Raw genomic sequence first — 20,978 nt, 5'->3', positions numbered from 1 at the left:
TTTATGCTCAGTGATTGGTCAGGCCAAGCTCTTTCAGCATTTCCATATCGTCTTTGATGGTGGTGCCGCTGGTGGTGAGCATGTTGCCGGTAATGGAAGCGGAGGCTCCGGCCAGGAGGGCAGTGGCTCCGTTTTTGGGCAGCAGCTTCCGGCCGGCAGCCAGACGGATATTGGCGGTGGGGTTGATGAACCGGAAGATGGCAATGGTCCGGAGGATGTCTTCTGCAGGCAGGGGCTTCCGGCCTTCCATACCGGTGCCGGGAATGGCCATCAGGGCGTTGATGGGAATGGATTCGATCCCCAGGCTCTGGAGGGTAAAGGCCATGTCCAGCCGGTCCTGCCAGGTTTCGCCCATGCCGATGATGCCGCCGGAGCATACGCACATGCCTTCCGCCTGGGCAGCTTTGATGGTGCGGATCCGGTCGTCAAAGGTGTGGCTGGTGCAGATCTGGGGGAAGTACCGCCGGGAGGTTTCGATGTTGTGGTGGTAACTGGTGACCCCGGCTTCCCGGAGACGGCGGAACTGTTCCCGGCTGATGATGCCGTGGGAGGCACACAGGTCGATGGTCAGGTCCTTTTTCATGGCTTTGTAGATATCCAGGGCCTTTTCAAAATCCTTCCCGGTAAGAGCCCGTCCGGAAGTGACCATGGCGAACCGGTTGGCACCGGCATCCTGGTCGGCTTTGGCGGTTTTCATCACTTCTTCTTTGGACAGGAACCCGTATTCTTCACAGCCTGTATGGTGGCAGGCGGCCTGGGCACAGTATTTGCAGTTTTCCCCGCAGCGGCCGCTCCGGGCGTTGATGATGGTGCAGAAATCCACATGGTTGCCGCAGAAGTGCTTCTGGAGCCGTCCGGCTTCCTGCTGGAGTTCGGCCAGGTCCTGGGTCAGAAGGTCCTGGACTTCCGGGTCTTCCGGTTTCAGCCGGTACCCGTCCATGATCCGGTCGGTCAGTTCGCGCAGTGCTTCTATCTTCAATGATCTCATCCCTTCTGGTATAATATGCTTATCATTATAAAGAATGAGAATTTTGCGGTCAACTTTTTTAAATAAGAGGTTAACGCAAAATAAAAACAAAGGAGGAAGAATCATGGAACTGCTGTTTATCTATATGGACGGGTGCCCTTACTGCAAACTGGCCGGGGAGGTACTGGAAGGTCTGTATGCCAGCCATCCGGAATACAAAAAGATCCCCCTGGTGAAGGTGAACGAAAACCGGGAACCGGAAAAACTGAAGGGCCGGAAGTACTACTACGTGCCCACTTTCTTCTATGGAGAAGAAAAAATCTACGAGGCCCAGCCGGGAGATGGCCGGGAAAAGATGGAAAAGATTTTGGGAGATTTTTTCAAAAAGGCTGTCGATTGATGAAAATGAGGTGCTGCCCAGGCAGCACCTCATTTTCATTCCATCAATATTTTCCTGCATGTTTCATTTTTCAGGATCATTTTCAGCAGCAGAGTTCCCAGGACGGTGACGCTGAGGAATTCTCCTGCACCGATGTAGATCATGGCGGCCCCCAGGGACAGATCCGGGGGCAGGGCGGCCAGCACGTCCAGCTCTGCCCCGATTACCACTCCGTTGCTGATCACCGGGCACAGGGAAGCCAGCAGGGGACTTTTCAGCCTGTGCATGGGCCAGATCCCCAGGAAGGTGGCCAGGGTTCCCAGGACCATGTCCGGCAGGCCGAAGGGACTCCCCAGGTTGGCCAGGAAGCAGCCGGCGGTGAGCCCGGGGATCCATTTCCTACTGCAGAAGGCCAGCAGGGTGAGACATTCGGATACCCGCACCTGGACAGGCCCATAGCTGAAAGGGGCCAGGCCCAGGGTCAGGGCTGCATAGATGGCGGCCAGGAGGGCATTCCGCAGGAGCCAGACCGGAGGGTTCACTGGTCTTCTCCCAGGGCACGGGCCTTCAGTTCCCGGTATTTCCGGGAACTGAAGGGCTTCAGCTGGGACTCCCGGTGGTCATAGCCATAGGCCCGTTTGGAAATGGCCAGGATGGGGGGAGCCTGGATCCGCTTGGCCACAGCCAGACCGCAGAACAGTTTCCACCACCGTTCCAGGTCGGCAATAAAGGACCGGGCATCCGGGAACAGCTCCGCCACCAGTCCCTTTTCACAGCCCAGGTGTTCTTCCAGGGTGCCTTCCAGGTACCAGGTCAGCAGTTCTTCCGGAGAGGTCTTGGTCCAGCTTTCCACAAAGGCCTGGAGCAGGTAATCGTGGTAGGGATACACCAGAGGGTCCCCGCCGTTGCCTACGGTCTGGGCAGCGGACAGTTCCGCACTGGGTTTGATCCGGAAGATTTCTTCCGGGATCACTTCCCGCCGGAACACTTCCTCATTGAGGTACCGGCCCAGGGCATAGACCTGGTGTTTCCACAGGTCCCCGATGAGTGCCAGTACCCCGGCAATGTCCCCGTAGAAAGTGGCATAGCCCACGGTCATTTCCGCCTTGTTGGAGTTGCAGGAGAAACCGCCGCCGAACAGGGAAGCCAGACCGGCCAGTACCCGGGCGCCCCGGTCCCGGGCCTGGATGTTTTCCGCTGCAAAGGGGGTGACTTTCAGATGGAAGTCCTCCCCGGAGGTGTAATCGTGGATGGGCGTACTGTTGAACTGGAGGATGGTCTTTTCCACCACTTCCTGGATGGGGAGGATGGCGTAATTGGCCCCCAGGGCTTCCGCCATTTTCTGGGCCAGGCTCTTGGTCAGTTCCGAGTTGAACTGGCTGGGCATGTTCACCAGCAGCACGTTTTCCGGTCCCAAAATGTCCACGTAGAAAGCGGCGGTAACGGCAGAATCGATGCCCCCGGACACCCCGATGGTCATTTTCCGGATCCCCAGCTGGTCTAGGAACCGGGAAGCCCCGTACCGGAGGGACTGATAGATTTCCTGGGCGTCGGAAAGGGAGGGCTGGAGTCCCCGTTCCCCCTGGAGCTCCCCGGTGTCCGGGTTCCACCGGCTTATCAGCAGGTCTTCCTGGAAGGCAGGCGAATCGGTGATCATCCGGCCCCTGGCATCGTACATGCAGCTGCAGCCGTCGTAGGTGAACACGTCTTTCCCGTTGTTCTGGATCCCCACATTGTTGCAGTAAACCAGGGGAATGCCTCCCTGCCGGGACTGGCGGACGAACAGATCGTGGCGCTTCCGGTTCTTGTGGAAGGTATAGGGGGAACAGGACAGGTTGCAGAGGATCTGGGCTCCGTTCTTTTCCAGCAGTTCCGGCACATTATAATGGTAGTTTTCCGTCCAGCCGTCTTCGCACAGGAGCACTCCCAGCTTCAGTTCCCGGCCCCGGATGGTGACGGCCACCGGCTTTACCAGGTCTTCCATGGTGACCTGGCCACCCAGTTCCGGCAGCAGTTTGGCGGTGCTGTGGAAGTACCGGCTGTCGTCGAATTCCCGGTAGTCAGGAAGGGAGGTTTTGCTGATGAAAGGATAAGGCAGTCCCCCCTGGAGCAGCTTTCCGTCCTGGGCCACAAAGGCGGCGTTGTATTTCCGCACCCGGCCGTCTTCGTTGACCTTGGCCGGATCGGCAGCGATGTTCCCGAAAATCACGCACAGGCCCTGGCTGGCGGCGATGATCTCTTTGCCCCAGGCTTCACAGTCCCGGATAAAGGCGCTCTGTTCCCACAGATCTCCCAGCAGATAGCCTGGAACCATCAGCTCCGGCAGGAGCAGGATGTCCACCTGATTTTCCCGGGCGCTGGCTATGGCCTGGAGGGCTTTCCGGGTGTTGGCTTCCGGATTGCCCGGTTCGATTTGGATTTGTGCACAAGCAATTTTTACGTCCATTTGTCTCTCGCTCCATAAATTGATATAATGAACAGAACTAAACTGCTTCCATTATAGCAAAAGGGGACCGGATAGGAAAGGCGGACCCTGGGGGAAGGCTGAAATGCGAACAAAGAAAATATTTGACTGGTAAATGTTGCGTATATACAGCTCTTATGCTATGATACGAGGTGCGATATGCAGAAAGTAGGGGGGACTATGTTATACATTAGTACAAGAGGGAAAACTGATATGGTGAGCTCCGCTCACGCCATTTCCAATGGCCTGGCTGCTGACGGGGGACTGTTCGTGCCCAAGGAATTTCCGCCCATCAGCATGGCGGAAATCGATGCCATGCGGGAAGCACCCTACAGTGCCCGGGCACTGACGGTGCTGGCCCGGTTCCTGACAGACTACAGTGAAGAGGAACTGAGACACTGTGTGGAAACGGCCTACAGCAAGGAACGGTTCGGGGATTTCCCGGCTCCGCTGCACCTGCTGAAAGACAACCTGGACGTACTGGAACTGTGGCATGGCCCTACTTGTGCGTTTAAAGACATGGCCCTGCAGATCCTGCCCCTGTTCCTGACCAAGGCGGTCCAGAAGACCGGGGAACAGAAGAAACTGGTGATCCTGGTGGCTACTTCCGGGGATACGGGGAAAGCGGCCATGGCCGGGTTTGCCGATGTGCCGGAAACGGAAGTCATCGTATTCTATCCCCAGGAAGGGGTCAGCGACATCCAGAAGCTCCAGATGGTGACCCAGAAAGGGGCCAATGTCCATGCGGTGGCGGTGGAAGGGAACTTCGATGACGCCCAGACCGGGGTAAAGATCCTGTTCGGCAGCCGGCCTCTGGCAGAAGAACTCCAGGCCCACGGCTGTGCCTTCTCTTCGGCCAACTCCATCAACTGGGGACGGCTGGTGCCCCAGATCGTGTACTATTTCAGCGCCTATGCGGATGCGGTGAACAGCGGCCGGATCGAAAACGGCGCACCGGTGAACTTCGCCGTGCCCACCGGGAATTTTGGGGACATCCTGGCCGGGTTCTATGCCAAACTGATGGGGCTGCCGGTGAACAAGTTCATCTGCGCCTCCAACAGCAACAATGTGCTGACAGACTTTATCAACACCGGGGTATACAACCGGAAGCGCCCCTTCCACAAGACCATTTCTCCTTCCATGGATATCCTGGTTTCCAGCAACCTGGAACGGCTGCTGTTTGAAGAAACCGGCCATGATGCGGCCCAGGTGGCGGAATGGATGAAGGAACTGAACGAAAAAGGCGAATACAAGATCAGTACTGAACTCCAGAACCAGATCCTGAAGGACTTCTTCGGCACCTGGGTGGACGAAGTGGAAACCCGGGAAACCATCGGGGATGTGTACAACAACTACGGCTATGTAATGGATCCTCATACGGCAGTGGCCTACAAGGCCATGGAAAAATACCGGCTGATGACCGGGGACGAAACCTACAGCATCGTCCTGAGCACCGCCAGCCCCTTCAAGTTCAATGATGTGGTCCTGGCTTCCATCGATCCGGATACCTACGAAGGGAAAAAGCTGGATCCCTTTGTGGCCATGGAAGACCTGAGCAAGGCGGCCAAGCTGCCCATCCCTGCCAGCATGCAGGAACTGCCCCATCTCCAGAAACGCCAGAGCGACGTGGTGGACAAGACCCAGATGGAAGGGGAAGTGAAGAAGCTGTTGGGGCTGGAATAAAGAATGACATAAAAGGGACCCGTCAGGGTCCTTTTTATTATACCTTTTATAAGGAAAAATCTATGGATAAGTGTAACTTTTGTGTCAGTTTGACTTAAAAAAGTACAGTTCCCGGCTTATTTTTTCTTGTAAAATATGATATGATAGAGGGCATGTAGAATGATCGAATTTCATTGATTCAAAGGGGAGCAAGAAATGGAAGTCACTGTTATTACGAATATCAGACGGAAAGTGCTGACCATGCTGTCGAAAATGGCCTATGACGGGAATCTGCCGGACCATGTGTATGATGTGCTGCAGATCGTCAACGAAAACACCCCCCGGACCCGGTGCTGTGTCCACAAGGAACGGGCGGTGCTGAAGGAACGGATCTGTGTGGCCCTGGGTGTGTACGAGGACATGAACATCATCGACGCCGCCAACAAGGCCACCACGGAACCGGTGGACCGGACCCAGCATGTAATTGCCGTGCTGCCGGAAGCCTGCTCTGCCTGCCCGGTGAACAAGTACATGATCACCGACGTGTGCCGCCGCTGTCTGACCCACCGGTGCATGAACGGTTGCCCCAAGAAGGCTATTTCCGTATACCAGGGCCGTGCCCATATCGACTATGACATGTGCATCGAATGCGGCAACTGCAAACGGGCCTGCCCCTACGGCGCTGTAGTGGAAATCGCCCGTCCCTGTGAAAATGCCTGCAAGGTCCATGCCCTCCATACCGGCAAGAACAAAAAAGCGGAAATCGACAAGAACATCTGCGTGGAATGCGGTGCCTGCCGGGGTGCCTGCCCCTTCGGCGCCATCGAGGAACGGAGCCATATCGTCCAATTGATTCAGGCCATCAAGAGCGGCAAGGAAGTGGTGGCTCTCCTGGCTCCTTCCTTTGTGGGCCAGTTTGGTTTGAAGGTACAGCCGGGGCAGATTGTGAAGGCCTGTCAGGAACTGGGCTTTGCTTCTGTGAAGGAAGTGGCCCTGGGTGCGGACATGACCACCATTTCCGAAGCGGAAGAATTCCTGGAAAAGGTGCCCACCGGCAAACAGAAAATCATGACCAGTTCCTGTTGCCCGGCCTTTGTGGCTACAGTAAAGCGCCATGCCCCGGGTTTGGCGGACTGCATTTCCGATGCGGTGTCTCCCATGGTGGCCCGGAGCAAGCTGGAAAAGTACGCCCATCCTGGTGCCCTCACCTGCTTCATCGGTCCCTGCATCGCCAAAAAGGTGGAAGCCCGGGAACATCCGGACGAAATCGACTTTGTGCTGACCTTCGAAGAACTGAAGTGCATGATGGACAGCCAGGGCATCGACCCGGCAGCCTGCGAAGTGGCTCCGTTCCATCCTGCTTCTTCCGCTGACGGGTGCAGCTTCCCTCAGGCGGCAGGGGTAAGCAACGCTGTGAAGGACTATATCCGGGACAACCATCCGGAAGTGGATGTGGAATCTCTGAAGACCCTGTACTGCAACGGGCTGGATGAATGTCTGGGGGCCCTGAAGGATGTGGAAGCCGGGAAACTGGATCTCCAGTATCTGGAAGGGATGGCCTGCCAGAAAGGCTGCCTCAACGGACCGGGGGCTCTGACGGAACCGGGCCTCACCCGGGTGCTGCTGAAACGGTTTGCAGGCACCACCCAGGCGGACAGTGCCGGGAAAATCGATAAAGCCATGGACGGCGTGAAGAACGTGGACATGGAACGGGTATATTTGCGCAAATAAACAGAGTGTGATAAAATAGCCGGGTATGAGTACGTTGAAAACAGGGCTCCATACCCGGCGTTTTCGAATTTAGGTAGGAGGAAGTTAACATGTCAGGACATTCCAAGTGGGCAAATATCAAATTCAAAAAGGGAAAGGCTGATGCCCTCCGTGGGAAGATCACCACGAAGATCGGCCGGGAAATCACCATTGCAGTACGCATGGGCGGTCCTGATCCTACTGGCAATATGAGACTGAAACTGGCTTTGTCCAAGGCCAAAGCCAACAACATCCCCAAGGACAATATCAAACGGGCCATCGCCAAAGGCCAGGGTGCCACCGAAGGCTCCAACTACGAACAGATCACCTACGAAGGCTACGGCCCGGCCGGGGTGGCCATTATGGTCAGCGCTCTGACGGACAACCGGAACCGGACGGCTGCCGATGTGCGCCACGTGTTCTCCAAAGGCGGGAACATGGGGGAATCCGGCTGCGTGGGCTGGATGTTCAAGAACAAAGGCGTGTTCACTGTGGAAAAGGAAGGGGCTCCTTCTGAAGACGAAGTGATGGAAGTGGCACTGGATGCCGGTGCGGAAGACATGGAAACTACCGACGACGCCTATGTGATCACCACCGCTCCGGAAGATTATGATGCCGTGGAAAAGGCTCTGGCCGACCACAACATCGAAGTGGCCATGAGCGAACTGTCCCTGATTCCGGACAACACTGTGGCAGTCACCGGGGAAGATGCAGAAAAAGTCCAGAACATGATTGATGCCTTCAACGATCTGGACGACGTGCAGGACGTTTATACGAACGCTGACCTGCCTGAGGAAGAATAAGGGGGAAGCTGCCTCACAGCCATCCCAGGAATGAATACGGCCGGCCAGCTGGGGAAGGGCTTCCCCGGAGGCCGGCTTTTTGACCCTAAGGAGGGAAACAGGATATGCTGGCATTGGGTATCGACCCGGGAACGGCAATCTGCGGCTACGGGCTGGTGCGGCTGGAACGGAGCCGGCTGATCCCGGTCCACTATGGGGCCGTTTTTACCGACAAGGACATGCTGCCGGAGCGGCGGCTGAATAAAATCTATGAAGAACTGACGGATCTGATCGACCGGTTCCATCCGGATTTCATGTCCGTGGAAAAACTGTTTTTCAACCGGAATGTGACCACGGCCATTGCAGTGGGAGAGGCCCGGGGGGTTATCCTGCTCACAGCGGCCCGGGCGGGCATCCCGGTATACGGCTATACCCCCATCCAGGTGAAGCAGGCCATCACCGGGACCGGACGGGCCAACAAGGAACAGGTGACTTATATGGTGCAGAAACTGCTCCATATCGAGGAAAAACCCAAACCGGATGATGTGGCCGATGCCCTGGCCATCGGGATCACAGGGCTGAACTTCATCCGGGAACAGGAAATGCGGGAGAGAATGCGATGATTGGATTCATTACCGGACGGGTGGACCATATTGGAACGAATTTCTGTCTGGTGGACACCCAGGGGGTGGGCTACCGGATCTTCCTGAATACCGGGGATCTGTCCCGGATCCAGGTGGACCAGAAGGTGAAGATCTACACCTATCTGTCCGTACGGGAGGATGCCCTCCAGCTGTTCGGCTTCCTGTCCTACGACGCCTATTCCCTGTTCACCCAGCTGATCACCGTCAGCGGCATCGGCCCCAAGGTGGCCCAGGGGATCCTGTCAGCGGCCAAGGTGGATGCCTTCTATCTGGCGGTGAAGAACCGGGACCTGAAGTTTTTGACCAAGCTGCCGGGGATCGGAAAGAAAACCGCAGAACGGCTGCTGCTGGAATTAAAGGACATGACCGGACCGGAAGGGCTGGAAGAAGAGGAAACGGGGGAAGGCTTTGACGGGGAATTCCCGGAAGACGACACCACCACCCTGGGGGCTGTGGCCGAAGGGCTCAGCTATCTGGGGTATACCCAGGGAGAGATTGCCCAGGTGCTGAAGAAACTGAAAATCACTGCTGACAGCAGGGCAGAGGACCTTCTGAAGGAGGCTCTGCGCCTTTTGGCCAGGAGGAGTTAAATGGAAGATACCAATCGCGTGATTGCCGGGCACGAGCAGGAACAGGACGGCTGGCAGTACAGCCTGCGTCCCCGGCGGCTGGCGGAATACATCGGCCAGTCCAAAGTGAAAAAGAATATGGAGATTTTCATCCAGGCGGCCCTGAAACGGAAGGAAGCTCTGGACCATGTGCTGCTCTATGGGCCTCCGGGCCTGGGGAAGACCACCCTGGCCAACATCATCGCCAATGAGCTGAACGTGAACATCCGGATCACCAGCGGTCCGGCCCTGGAGCGCCAGGGGGACCTGGCGGCCATCCTCACCAATCTCAGCGACAGCGATGTACTGTTCATCGATGAAATCCACCGGCTGCCCAAAACCGTGGAGGAAATCCTCTATTCCGCCATGGAAGACTATGCCCTGGACATTATCATCGGCAAGGGGCCGGCAGCCCGGAGCGTCCGGCTGGATCTGCCCCGGTTCACCCTGATCGGGGCCACCACCAGGATGGGATCCATTGCGGCTCCGCTGCGGGACCGGTTCGGGGTGATCTGCCACCTGGAATTCTACACTCCGGAAGAACTCCAGATCATTGTGGAACGGGCGGCGGAAATTTTGAAAGTGACCATCGATCCGGAAGGGGCCTATGAAATCGGACGCCGGAGCCGGGGCACTCCCCGGGTGGCCAACCGGCTGCTGAAACGGGTCCGGGACTTTGCGGAAGTGGGGGGCCACGACACCATTACCCGGGACGTGTGCCGGGATGCCATGAAGCGGCTGGAAATCGACGATTTGGGCCTGGACCAGAACGACCGGCGGCTGCTGAAGAAGCTGGTGAAGGATTTCGGCGGACGGCCGGTGGGGGTGGATACCCTGGCAGCTTCCCTCAACGAGGAGACTGAGACCCTGGAAGATGTGTATGAACCCTATCTGATGCAGCTGGGGATGCTCCAGCGGACACCCAAGGGACGGCAGGCCACCCTGGCCGCCTACCAGTATCTGGGAGTGCCCTATCCCACGGAGGACGGAAGCAAATGAAAGGGAAACGGACCCTTTTCCTGACGGCCTTCTTCCTGCTGCTGATCCACGCTGTGGTCCTGGCGGCAGGGGGAGGACCCCGGCTTCGGGTGGGACTGGCGGTGAACCAGTTTTCAGCCCAAGTGAGTTCTGCCGGGAAAATCAAAGTGGTGGATGCCGGCGGCCGGACCACGGTGTTGAATCCGGGGAACCATTTCATCAGCGTAAAGAACGGCTCCCTGTATGCGGACCAGAAAAAGCTGTCCGGCAGTCAGGTGTCCCTTGTGGCGGCGGATGCCAAAAATCCCCTGCTGGTGAACCGGAAAAAGTACCGGGGCGCCCTGACGGTGCTCCTGAACAGCGGGAAAAAGAACCTGAATGTGGTGAATACCCTGCCCCTGGAGCAGTATCTCTATGGGGTGGTGGCCAAGGAAGTGCTGCCCCTGTGGCCGGACGAAGCCATCAAGGCCCAGGCAGTGGCGGCCCGGAGCTTTGCCCTGTACAGTATGGACAACGGGAAGTATCCCAATTTCGACATCCGGGCCAACGAACTGGGCCAGGTGTATGGAGGCCTTTCCGCGGAACACGCCAACACCTCCAAACTGGTGGATGCCACCAGCGGCATGGCGGCCCTTTATGACGGGGCTCCCATCCAGGCGGTGTTCCACAGCAGCGGAGGCGGTTATACGGAAGCGGCCAGTGCCGTGTGGGGGAAGGACATCCCCTATCTCCAGGCGGTGCCGGATTACGACCAGGATTCCCCCAAATATGCCTGGACCAGGACCTTTACCAAGGCCCAGCTGACCCGGCTCCTGAGCCAGGGAGGCTACGAACTGGGGGACCTTCAGGGAATCCGGCTGTCTGCCCGGACGCCAGCTCCCATGCGCTGGACCCCGGACCGGGGTGTTTCCGGACGGGTGAAGCGGCTGACCTTTGTGGGGTCGAAAAAAAACGTTACCCTTACCGGCACCCAGGTCCGGTCCCTGCTGGATCTGAACAGCACGCTGTTTGATGTGCAGATCGGCCTGGAACGGCCCAAAGAACTGGACGTGACCATCACCAACGGCTATGGATATCCCATCGGAAAAAAGACCATCCCCATCGGGGACGGAAAAAAGGATGTGCCGGACGGAGCCAGTGTGGGAGACATGCGGTTGTTTTCCAATGTGGAGGGAGAAAAGGTGAGCTTCATCGGCAACGGGTTCGGCCACGGGGTCGGCCTGAGCCAGTGGGGCGCCCGGGGCATGGCCCTCCAGAAGGAAAAAAAGAACAATTACAAGACTATCCTGTCCCATTATTATCGGGGTATAACGATAAAACAGGTTTATTAGGAGAGAAAACAAATGGAAGTTACTGATTTTGACTATGATCTGCCACAGGAACTGATTGCCCAGACACCGGTGGAACCCCGGGATTCTTCCCGGCTGCTGGTGATGGACAAAAAGACCGGAGAACTGGAACACCGGCATTTCTTCAATCTGCCGGAATATCTGAAGCCCGGAGATGTGCTGGTGTTCAACGACACCCGGGTCATCCCGGCCCGGCTCCACGGGTTCAAGACCACCGGAGCCCATGTGGAAGTATTCCTGCTGACCCGGAAGAACGCCACGGACTGGGAAGTCCTGGTGAAGCCCGGGAAGAAGCTCCAGAAAGGAGCTCAGATCAAGTTCAGCGATGAACTGAGCTGTGAGATCCTGGAAACCACGGATTTCGGGGGCCGGATCGCCCGGTTCCACTATGACGGGATCTTTGAGGAAATCCTGGACCGGCTGGGAGAAACACCTCTGCCGCCTTATATCCACGAAAAGCTCCAGGACAAGGAACGGTATCAAACCGTGTACAACCGGGAACGGGGCAGCGCGGCGGCCCCTACCGCCGGGCTCCATTTCACCAAGGAACTGCTCCAGAAGATCCGGGACATGGGAGTGGAAGAAGTGTTCGTCACCCTCCATGTGGGGCTGGGCACCTTCCGTCCGGTGAATGAAAGCCGGATCGAGGACCACAAGATGCACCGGGAATTCTACACCGTGTCCCAGGAGGCGGCGGACGCCATTAACAAAGCCAAACGGGAAGGACGGCGGATCATCGCCGTGGGCACCACCTCCGTCCGGACCCTGGAAAGTGCCGGAGCCAGCGGAGAAATGAAAGCCGGGGGCAACTGGACCAGCATCTTCATCTATCCGGGCTATCAGTTCCGGTTCGTGGATGCCCTGGTGACCAATTTCCATCTGCCCCAGAGTACGCTGATCATGCTGGTGTCCGCCCTCAGCACCCGGGAAAACATCCTCCACGCCTATAAGGTGGCGGTTCAGGAGAAGTACCGGTTCTTCAGCTTCGGCGACGCCATGTTCATTCATTAAAGGAGAAAATATGCATTCCGTCTATTTCGAACTCATCAAGGAAGATTCCCGGAGCGGGGCCCGGCTGGGGAAACTCCACACCCCCCACGGGACCTTCGACACCCCCATGTTCATGCCGGTGGGGACCCAGGCCACAGTGAAGACCCTGACCCCGGAAGAGCTGTACGCCATGCACTCCCAGGTGATCCTGTCCAACACCTACCACCTGTTCCTCCGGCCGGGGACGGAGCTGGTCCGGAAAGCCGGCGGCCTCCACAAGTTCATGAACTACAAACGGGGGATGCTCACCGACAGCGGCGGCTTCCAGGTGTTCAGCCTGGGAGAGATGCGGAAGATCACCGAAGAAGGGGTCATGTTCCGGTCCCATCTGGACGGCTCCCGGCAGTTCCTGAACCCGGAAGTGGCCACCAAAGCCCAGGAGGACCTGGGGGCGGACATTATCATGGCTTTCGATGAATGCATCCCCTATCCGGCGGACCACGGCTATGCCAAACAGTCCACGGAACGGACCACCCGCTGGGCCCGGCGGTGCCTGGAAGCCAAGACCCGGGAAGACCAGGGTCTCTTCGGTATCATCCAGGGAGGCATGTACCCGGATCTGCGGGAATACAGCGCCAAGGCCATTACGGACATGGACTTCGCCGGGTTCGCCATCGGGGGCCTGTCCGTAGGGGAACCTCATCCCCTGATGTACGACATCCTGGACAAGACCACCCGGCACATGCCCAAGGACAAGGCCCGGTATCTTATGGGAGTGGGCACCCCGGACTGTTTGGTGGAAGGGGTGAACCTGGGGGTGGACATGTTCGACTGCGTGTATCCCACCCGGGTGGCCCGGAACGGCACCGCCATGCTCCCCACCGGCCGGCTGGTGGTGCGGAACGCCCAGTATGCGGAAGACTGGCGGCCCATTGACGAGCACTGTGACTGCTATACCTGCCGGAACTTCAGCCGGGCCTACATCCGCCATCTGTTCAAGGCGGAAGAAATCCTGGCCCTGCGGCTCTTGTCTATACATAATCTCCATTTTCTGCTAAAATTTGCAGAGGATATGAGAAAAGCCATCGCTAACGATACGTTCCCCGAATTCCGGGCAGCGTTCTTAGAGAACTATGAAACCACAAGGAGGTAATTTTCGATGGACAATCTGCTTCAAATGGCTTGGCCTTTCATTCTCATGGGTGTGATCTTCTATGTAATGATCTACCGTCCCCAGAAACGGGACCAGAAGAAACGCAGTGAGATGCTGGATTCTCTGAAGGTGGGCACCAACATTGTGACCATCGGCGGCATCCTGGGCACCATCACCAAGGTCCAGGAAGACAAGGTCCGGATCAAGGTGGCCGAAGGGGTGGAATTCCACATCAGGAAATCTGCCGTAGGCGGCGTAATCACTTCTGCCTTCACCAAGAAGGAAAGCAAGAAGGAAACGCCTGTCCAACCGGAAGCCAAACCGGCGGAAGCCCCTGCTGAAGGAGCCGCCCAGGCAGAAGGGAACGGAGAAGAAAAATAATGGATAAGAAAGCTGTCCGCCAGGAGATCCGGGAAAAAATCCAGCGGCTGAACCAGCGGGAAATCCACCGGTTCAACCGGGAAATCAACAGCCACATCGTAAACAGCCGGCTGTTCCTGGAAGGGAAAGTGATCATGGGGTATCTGGGGGAACCGGGAGAAGTGAACATCGATCAGGCTCTCCAGACCGCCCTCAATATGGGCAAGACCGTGTGCGTGCCCCAGATCCTGGAAGGACCTGGCCAAATGGCCGCCGCACGGCTGGTGACCCTGAAGAAGCTGGCCCGGGACCGGTACGGGATCCGTACTCCCCAGGAACCGGTGGAAACAGTGGCGCCGGAAGACATCGACCTGGTGCTGACTCCGGGACTGGGCTTCACCGCCCAGGGAGAACGGCTGGGCCGGGGAGCCGGGTATTATGACCGGTTCCTGCCACGGTGCACCAAAGGGGTTCCCATGGCAATCGGGTACGAAGTGCAGGTGCAAAAAGAGCTGCCCACCAGTGCCCATGACGCAAAGGTCCGTTATCTGTGTACGGAAAAAGGACTGCGGGTATGCAAGAATAACGGAAAATGAGGGGGAATCGTTTTGGAAAGTAAAAATCGGGTCAAGTTGCTGGTTTCAGTGCTGGCCATTGTGATTGCTTTTGCCGTATTCATCAAACCTCTGGCCAGTACGGTAAAGCAGGGGCTGGACCTCCAGGGCGGCACCCATGTAGTGCTCCAGGCCCAGGAAACCCCGGAGAGCAAGGTGGACGATGATGCCATCAACCGGTCCATCCAGATCATCGAACGCCGGGTCAACGAGCTGGGCCTGACGGAACCGGTGATCCAGCGCCAGGGCAAGGACAAAATCATTGTGGAACTGCCCGGGGTGAAGGATCCGGAACAGGCCATTGCCATGCTGGGCAAGACGGCCATGCTGGAATTCAAGGACATGGACGGGAACACCGTCCTTACCGGGAAGGACCTGAAGGATTCCAAGGCCAGCGCGGACCAGAGCGGCCAGCCGGTGGTCACCCTTCAGTTCAATGAAGAAGGGGCCAAGAAATTCGCCGACCTGACCGCCCGGAACGTGGGCCGGCAGATCGCCATCCTGCTGGACGGCAACGTGCTCACCGCTCCCCGGGTCAGCGAACCCATTACCGGGGGCAATGCCCAGATCACCGGGTCCAAGGACGCCAAGGAAGCGGAACATCTGGCCATCCTCCTGCGCAGCGGCTCTCTGCCGGTGAAACTGGAAGTGGTGGAAAACCGCACCGTAGGCCCCACCCTGGGCCAGGACGCCAAGGACGCCAGCATGAAGGCCTTTGCCATCGGTCTGGCCGGGGTGTTCCTGTTCATGCTGCTGTATTACCGGCTGTCCGGTCTGGTGGCGGATATTGTGCTGCTGCTGTATACCCTGCTTCTTTTGGCCGTGATGAAGGGGCTGAACGCTACCCTGACCCTGCCGGGGATCGCCGGGATCATCCTGTCCATCGGTATGGCCGTGGATGCCAACGTGCTGATCTTTGAACGGTTCAAGGAAGAGATCCTGGGGGGCAAGACCCTCCGGGCGGCGGTAAGCGCCGGGTTCTCCCGGGCCTTCACCACCATCCTGGACTCCAACGTGACCACCCTCATGGCGGCTGCAGTGCTGTTCTATCTGGGCACCGGCCCCATCAAGGGCTTTGCGGTGACCCTGGCTCTGGGGGTGCTGATCAGCATGTTCACGGCCGTGACGGTGACCAAGTTCATCCTCAGCGCTTTCATTGGCAGCAATTTCACCAAGAATCCGGCCTGGTTCGGGGCTAAGGCCCCTCAGCCGAAAACAAAAGACGGAAAAGGGGAGGCGGCACGATGAAAAAGTTTTCCATAGTCAAGCATGCCAGGATCTTCTTTTCCATTACGGCTGTGGTACTGATTGTAGGGATTGTTTCCATGTTCACCCGGGGCTTCAACCTGGGAATCGATTTCACCGGGGGCAGCATCCTGGATATCAAGTTCGAACAGCCGGTGACTGTGGCCCAGGTCCGGAGCGTACTCAGCGACCATCAGCTGGGCAGCAGTGTGATCCAGCTGGGCAGCAGTGACCAGCTGGTGGAAAGCAGCCAGTCGGTGCTGATCCGTACAGGCCTTGTGAGCGACAGCCAGCGGGTGGAAGTGATGAATGATCTTACCAGCCGCCTGGGGAAAAATGAAGTGCTCCGGGTGGAAAACGTGGGAGCCACCGTAGGCAGCGACCTGGTGAAAAGCGCCGTGGGGGCTGTAGTCCTCAGCTGGGTGCTGATGATCATCTACATCACCATCCGGTTTGAGCTCCGGTTCGCCCTGGCGGCCATTGTAGCCCTGATCATTGACGTGCTGGTGACCCTGACCTGGTTCTCGGTGCTCCACCTGGAAATCGACTCCTCCTTTGTGGCGGCTCTGCTGACCGTTGTAGGGTATTCCGTAAACGGAACCATTGTGGTGTTCGACCGGATCCGGGAAAATCTCCACACCCACCGGCGGAACGAAAGCATGGGGGATCTGGTGGATGCCAGCATCTGGCAGACCATGACCCGGAGTGTTTACACCACCCTGACCACCCTGTTTGCGGTGGTGGCCATTTTCCTGTTCGGGGGAGAAACCATCCATAACTTCTCCTTCGCCATGCTGGTGGGCTTTGGCAGCGGGTTCTACACTTCCACCTTCCTGGCCGGGAGCATGTGGCTGTTTTTCCGGAAGAAACTGGGGAGATAAGGCGCCTGCAGCGCCTTATTTCCGGCCAGCGGCCAAGGGTTAAAATTTGCTGGCAAATTTTTGCCAACAAAAACGCAGCCTCAGGGCTGCTAACCCACCACCAGCCTTGTGGCTGGTCCCCCGCCCTTGAAAAGGGACGGATATACGATTGAGCCTTCGGCCCTTGCTTATTGATACCAAGGCGTAAGCCCGACGTGCAATTTATCCGCCCTTTACAAGGGCGGGGGACCGTTGCGTCTCCGCAATGGTGGTGGGTTAGCAGCCGCAGGCTGCGTTTTTTTCAAGGAACCTGCTGGACGGGTTCCTTCCGACAGCCCACAAGGAAAGGACTGATACCATGAAAATCGCGGTACCCATGTTTATGCGGGAAAAGGACAGAAAAGTGCTGGAGGAGGCGGCTCCCGGAGCGGAATTCTGCTACGGAAAGGACCTGGACACCCTCCAGGGGGCGGAAGTGATCATCGGCAATGTGGCCCCTAAAAAGCTGGCAGGCCTTGCCGGTCTGAAATGGGTCCAGCTGAATTCCGCCGGGGCCGACGCCTACTGCAAACCAGGGATCCTGGATCCTTCCGTCCAGCTGACCAACTGCACCGGAGCCTATGGCCAGGCTCTTTCGGAACATATGCTGGCCCTGACTCTGTCCCTCCAGAAGAAGCTGTACCTGTACCACCGGAACCAGCTGCAGCATCAGTGGAAGGATGAAGGGGAAGTGACCAGCCTGGAAGGGGCCACCGTGGTGGTGGTGGGCTTTGGGGACATCGGCCGGTCTTACGGACGGCTGTGCCGGCTGCTGGGGGCCCACGTGATCGGCATCCGCCGGCACCGGGGGGAAATCCCGACCGAAGCGGACCAAATGGGGACCCTGGAAGATCTGCCAGGGTTCCTGGGACAGGCGGATGTAGTGGCCAGCGTGCTGCCGGGGACACCGGAAACCACCCATCTGTATGATGCCGGGATGTTCCAGGCCATGAAGCCCGGAGCCTTCTTTATCAACTGCGGCCGGGGAAATGCGGTGGTCCAGGAGGACCTGGCCCGGGCCCTTTCGGAAGGGCATCTGGCCGGGGCGGCTCTGGATGTGACGGATCCGGAACCTTTGCCGGCAGACAGTCCCCTGTGGGATGTGCCCAATCTCCTGATCACTCCCCACATCAGCGGGGACCATCACCTGCCCCAGACCTGGGACAAAGCCGTGGCCATTGCCGCCCGGAACCTGAAACACTATTTGGCCGGTGAGCCGCTGGAAAATGTGGTGGACCGGAAAACGGGATACAAGAAGAGCGTATAAAGAAGGGGCTGTTGCACAGGCAACAGCCCCTTCTTTTTCTCCCCAAAATACGGTATAATAGAACATCACGCAGGTGTATTATCCTCGGAATTTTCATGGAAAGGACGTGCGTCATGCTTTATGTGATCCTGATGGGCATCATTGCCCTGTTCATTGCCATTTTTGCACTCCAGAATGCGGCGGCTGTGGAAGTGAGCTTCCTCATCTGGCATTTTTCCCTGTCCCTGGCCCTGATTATCATGGGCTGCCTGCTGCTGGGATTCCTCCTGGCCAGTCTGTGGACCCTGAAGGTGAAAGCGGGACATTATATGAAAGACCGGAAGCTGAAGGAACAGCTCCGGCAGCTGGAAGAAAAGAAGGAAGCCTGGGAGGCCCAGCAGCGGGAACGGATGGACAGCTTCCGGATCCCCCGGATGGATCTGCCCCGGCGGGGAGAAGGGAAAAGCAGACCCTTTGATGTGAAAAAGGATAAAGACCCCATTATCAAACCCTTCCGGCCCAAGGAGTAAGAAGGAATATGATCTATACGAAAATCAGAAAGCATACGGAAGACCGGGAGCCCCAGGTCCAGGCCCTGTGCCGGGAACTGGGCCTTTCGCCCCTTCTGGCCGGGATCCTGGTCCGCCGGAACCTGACGGATCCGGCCCAGGTGAAGGAATTCCTGGAAGGGAAAGAACAGCCCTATTATGATCCCTTCCGGCTGAAGAATATGGACCGGGCTGTGGAACGGATCCTCAGAGCACTGCAGCAGGGCGAACCCATGACTATCTACGGGGATTACGACGTGGATGGTACATCGGCCAGTTCCCTGCTGTATTTGTTTCTCCGCCGCCACGGAGCCCAGGTGGATGTGTACGTGCCCCGGCGGGACCGGGAAGGATATGGCCTCAATGTTCCGGCCCTGGAAAAGATCGCCGGCCGGGGGACGAAACTGCTGATCACGGTAGATACGGGAATCAGCGGCGCCCAGGTGGTGGCCCAGGCTCCCAAAGACCTGGACATCATCATCACTGACCACCATCTGGCTCCCCGGGAACTGCCCCGGGCCCTGGCGGTGGTGAATCCCAACCAGCCCGGGGATGGGTATCCCTTCAAAGGCATTGCCGGGGTGGGGGTGGCCTTCAAACTGTGCCAGGCCCTGGAACAGAAGCTGACGGGAAATCCGGATCTGTTCTGGGATGATTTGATCGAACTGGTGGCCCTGGGCACTGTGGCGGACATGGTGCCCCTTCGGGATGAGAACCGGGAAATCGTCCGGAAAGGACTGGCCAAAATGCCCCACAGTCCGCTCCTGGGACTCCAGGCCCTGATCCATGTGACCGTGGCCCCCGGGGCTGCCATCAACAGCGGCACCATCGGTTTCGGCCTGGGGCCCCGGATCAACGCTGCCGGTCGGCTGGATGACGCCATGACCGCGGTGAAGCTGCTTACGGCCCAGGAACCGGAAACCGCCCGGGAGCTGGCGGAGGAACTGAATTCCGCCAACCAGGAACGCCAGGCTCTCAGCCAGAAGATCTTTGAGGAAGCGGAACACCAGCTGGCAGCCCAGGGCAGTCCGGAATGGAGCCTGGTGCTGGGAGAAGAAGGCTGGCATCCCGGGGTCATCGGCATTGTGGCCTCCCGGATGACGGAAAAATACCATCTGCCTTCGGTGCTCCTGTCCATTGACGGGGATACGGCCAAAGGATCCTGCCGGAGCATCCCGCCCCTGGACCTGTACCAGGCCCTGGACCGGTGCCGGGACCATCTGGTCCAGTTCGGAGGCCATGCCCAGGCGGCCGGGCTCACCATAAAGACGGCGGAGATCCCTGCCTTCCGGGACGCTTTTTCCCAGGTGGTGGCGGAGATGCTGGACCACAAACCCTATGAACCGGCAGCGGAACCGGACTGGTTCGTGCCGGAAGGCCGGGAAATCACCCCGGAAGCGGTGGAACAGCTGGGAAAACTGGAACCCTTCGGGGTGGGGAACCCGGCTCCTGTACTGGGTTTTGCCAAAGCGAAAATCGAAGAGGTCTCTCTCCTGGGCCGGGACCAGAACCATCTGAAGTTCCAGATCGCCCAGGGGGGATTCCGGTACAAGGGCCTCCTGTGGCAGGAAGGGCCCCGGTTCCATTCCTTCTATCCCGGAGAAACGGCGGCACTGGCCTTTTCTCCCCGGCTGAACACCTTCCGGGGGGTGACGGCGGTGGATCTGGAAGTGGCGGCGGTGGAAGCCCCCTATACCATCATCGACTGGCGCCATGAGAACCGGAACAAGGAGACAGAGGTAAATAGTATTTTACAAAAAGATAAAAAGACGGTAGTATATGTAGAGGATAGTGTAGCCCTGAAGGAAAAATATCCGGAAGCCTGTATCCTGTCCTACGGGGCACCATTGCCGGAGGGTACTGCCACGGTGGTGTTCTGGGACGGGGGCGCGGAAAAAGTCCTCCAGCCGGGAAAATTCCCTCTGAAAGGGGACCAGCCCGGGCGGCTCTATCTTCTGTACGGCCGGGAAGATCTCCTGGCCCGGCGGGACGCCCTGCGCCGGCAGTATCCTGATGTGGCCGGTCTGCGGGTGTGCTACGGAACCATCCGGAACCGGCTGCGGGAGCAGGGCGCCTGCCAGGAAGCCCAGCTGCTCCAATTGACGGCACCCAACGGCTGCCGGATCAGCCAGGCTGTACTGGACATTTTTTACGAATTGCACCTGTTCACCCGGGAAGCGGGACTGGTTTCCCTGGGAGATACGGGACACAAGAATATGCAGGAATCCAAAGGGTTCCAGGCCCTGCAGGCGGAATATGACGCCTGTTTCCAGGCCCTGAACCGCAGCTGGAGGCTGCAGCCGGCGGAAATCGCCGCTCTTTGGGCAGCAGGAAGGTGAAA

The 20,978-nt window shown here is 58.1% G+C and carries 20 protein-coding genes; 17 read left to right on the top strand and 3 right to left on the bottom strand.

Annotated elements, in window-relative coordinates; genetic code table 11:
• Positions 1 to 7: 7 nt before the first annotated feature.
• Entirely contained in the window at positions 8 to 988 is a 981-nt protein-coding gene (gene bioB / locus ACZOF8_RS01115; protein WP_229778500.1) for a biotin synthase BioB, read from the bottom strand.
• Between the two features lie 103 nt (positions 989 to 1,091).
• On the opposite strand from bioB, the gene ACZOF8_RS01110 reads away from it, so the two are divergent.
• A complete protein-coding gene (locus ACZOF8_RS01110; protein ID WP_022487427.1) occupies positions 1,092 to 1,367 on the top strand; it encodes a thioredoxin domain-containing protein in 276 nt (91 codons plus the stop codon).
• Positions 1,368 to 1,402: 35 nt separating this feature from the next.
• Here the strand turns inward: ACZOF8_RS01110 and ACZOF8_RS01105 are convergent, their stop codons facing one another.
• Positions 1,403 to 1,888, bottom strand: coding sequence for a QueT transporter family protein (locus tag ACZOF8_RS01105; protein ID WP_022487426.1), 486 nt, complete (start codon positions 1,886 to 1,888; stop codon positions 1,403 to 1,405).
• A complete protein-coding gene (gene nadE / locus ACZOF8_RS01100) occupies positions 1,885 to 3,792 on the bottom strand; it encodes an NAD(+) synthase (protein ID WP_022487425.1) in 1,908 nt (635 codons plus the stop codon). The genes ACZOF8_RS01105 and nadE overlap by 4 nt, the downstream gene beginning before the upstream one ends.
• A gap of 198 nt (positions 3,793 to 3,990) precedes the next feature.
• Between nadE and thrC the strand changes: the two genes are divergently transcribed.
• From thrC to recJ, 16 genes are all read left to right on the top strand, one after another.
• Entirely contained in the window at positions 3,991 to 5,493 is a 1,503-nt protein-coding gene (gene thrC, locus ACZOF8_RS01095) for a threonine synthase (protein ID WP_441369054.1), read from the top strand.
• Between the two features lie 195 nt (positions 5,494 to 5,688).
• Positions 5,689 to 7,203, top strand: coding sequence for a 4Fe-4S dicluster domain-containing protein (locus ACZOF8_RS01090; protein ID WP_022487422.1), 1,515 nt, complete (start codon positions 5,689 to 5,691; stop codon positions 7,201 to 7,203).
• A gap of 89 nt (positions 7,204 to 7,292) precedes the next feature.
• The gene (locus tag ACZOF8_RS01085; protein ID WP_022487421.1) at positions 7,293 to 8,024 is read left to right on the top strand and encodes a YebC/PmpR family DNA-binding transcriptional regulator; all 732 of its coding nucleotides are present in this window, start codon (positions 7,293 to 7,295) and stop codon (positions 8,022 to 8,024) included.
• A 104-nt stretch (positions 8,025 to 8,128) separates the two neighbouring features.
• Positions 8,129 to 8,626 (top strand): crossover junction endodeoxyribonuclease RuvC, encoded by a 498-nt coding sequence (gene ruvC / locus ACZOF8_RS01080; protein ID WP_441369055.1) that lies wholly within the window; start codon positions 8,129 to 8,131, stop codon positions 8,624 to 8,626.
• Positions 8,623 to 9,237, top strand: coding sequence for a Holliday junction branch migration protein RuvA (gene ruvA, locus ACZOF8_RS01075; protein ID WP_279127347.1), 615 nt, complete (start codon positions 8,623 to 8,625; stop codon positions 9,235 to 9,237). Before ruvC ends, ruvA begins: the two co-directional genes overlap by 4 nt.
• Positions 9,238 to 10,254, top strand: coding sequence for a Holliday junction branch migration DNA helicase RuvB (ruvB, locus tag ACZOF8_RS01070; RefSeq protein ID WP_154488420.1), 1,017 nt, complete (start codon positions 9,238 to 9,240; stop codon positions 10,252 to 10,254).
• Positions 10,251 to 11,564 carry a SpoIID/LytB domain-containing protein gene (locus ACZOF8_RS01065; protein WP_154488419.1) on the top strand — a complete coding sequence of 438 codons (1,314 nt, stop codon included), beginning with the start codon at positions 10,251 to 10,253 and terminating at the stop codon, positions 11,562 to 11,564. The genes ruvB and ACZOF8_RS01065 overlap by 4 nt, the downstream gene beginning before the upstream one ends.
• Positions 11,565 to 11,576: 12 nt before the next feature.
• A complete protein-coding gene (gene queA / locus ACZOF8_RS01060) occupies positions 11,577 to 12,593 on the top strand; it encodes a tRNA preQ1(34) S-adenosylmethionine ribosyltransferase-isomerase QueA (protein WP_279127345.1) in 1,017 nt (338 codons plus the stop codon).
• 10 nt (positions 12,594 to 12,603) lie between these two features.
• A complete protein-coding gene (gene tgt, locus ACZOF8_RS01055) occupies positions 12,604 to 13,725 on the top strand; it encodes a tRNA guanosine(34) transglycosylase Tgt (RefSeq protein ID WP_302156966.1) in 1,122 nt (373 codons plus the stop codon).
• A 6-nt stretch (positions 13,726 to 13,731) separates the two neighbouring features.
• Complete coding sequence (yajC, locus tag ACZOF8_RS01050) at positions 13,732 to 14,106, top strand: preprotein translocase subunit YajC (protein WP_154488416.1); 375 nt, start codon at positions 13,732 to 13,734, stop codon at positions 14,104 to 14,106.
• On the top strand, positions 14,106 to 14,681 hold the full coding sequence (locus ACZOF8_RS01045; protein ID WP_302156963.1) for a 5-formyltetrahydrofolate cyclo-ligase: 576 nt from the start codon (positions 14,106 to 14,108) through the stop codon (positions 14,679 to 14,681). Before yajC ends, ACZOF8_RS01045 begins: the two co-directional genes overlap by 1 nt.
• Before the next feature lie 12 nt (positions 14,682 to 14,693).
• Positions 14,694 to 15,947, top strand: coding sequence for a protein translocase subunit SecD (gene secD, locus ACZOF8_RS01040; protein WP_022487412.1), 1,254 nt, complete (start codon positions 14,694 to 14,696; stop codon positions 15,945 to 15,947).
• The gene (gene secF, locus ACZOF8_RS01035) at positions 15,944 to 16,825 is read left to right on the top strand and encodes a protein translocase subunit SecF (RefSeq protein ID WP_441369056.1); all 882 of its coding nucleotides are present in this window, start codon (positions 15,944 to 15,946) and stop codon (positions 16,823 to 16,825) included. The genes secD and secF overlap by 4 nt, the downstream gene beginning before the upstream one ends.
• A gap of 337 nt (positions 16,826 to 17,162) precedes the next feature.
• Positions 17,163 to 18,110: a D-2-hydroxyacid dehydrogenase gene (locus ACZOF8_RS01030; RefSeq protein WP_441369057.1), complete on the top strand. Its 948-nt coding sequence runs from the start codon at positions 17,163 to 17,165 to the stop codon at positions 18,108 to 18,110.
• Between the two features lie 113 nt (positions 18,111 to 18,223).
• Entirely contained in the window at positions 18,224 to 18,619 is a 396-nt protein-coding gene (locus ACZOF8_RS01025; protein ID WP_279127341.1) for a LapA family protein, read from the top strand.
• 8 nt (positions 18,620 to 18,627) lie between these two features.
• Positions 18,628 to 20,976, top strand: a complete 2,349-nt coding sequence (recJ, locus tag ACZOF8_RS01020) for a single-stranded-DNA-specific exonuclease RecJ (protein WP_441369058.1) — start codon at positions 18,628 to 18,630, stop codon at positions 20,974 to 20,976.
• Positions 20,977 to 20,978: the final 2 nt, after the last annotated feature.

The sequence above is a fragment of the Acidaminococcus sp. genome, from assembly GCF_057597765.1.
The sequence above is the reverse complement of the archived record's forward strand: the minus strand, read 5'-3'. Positions and strand labels throughout refer to the sequence as shown.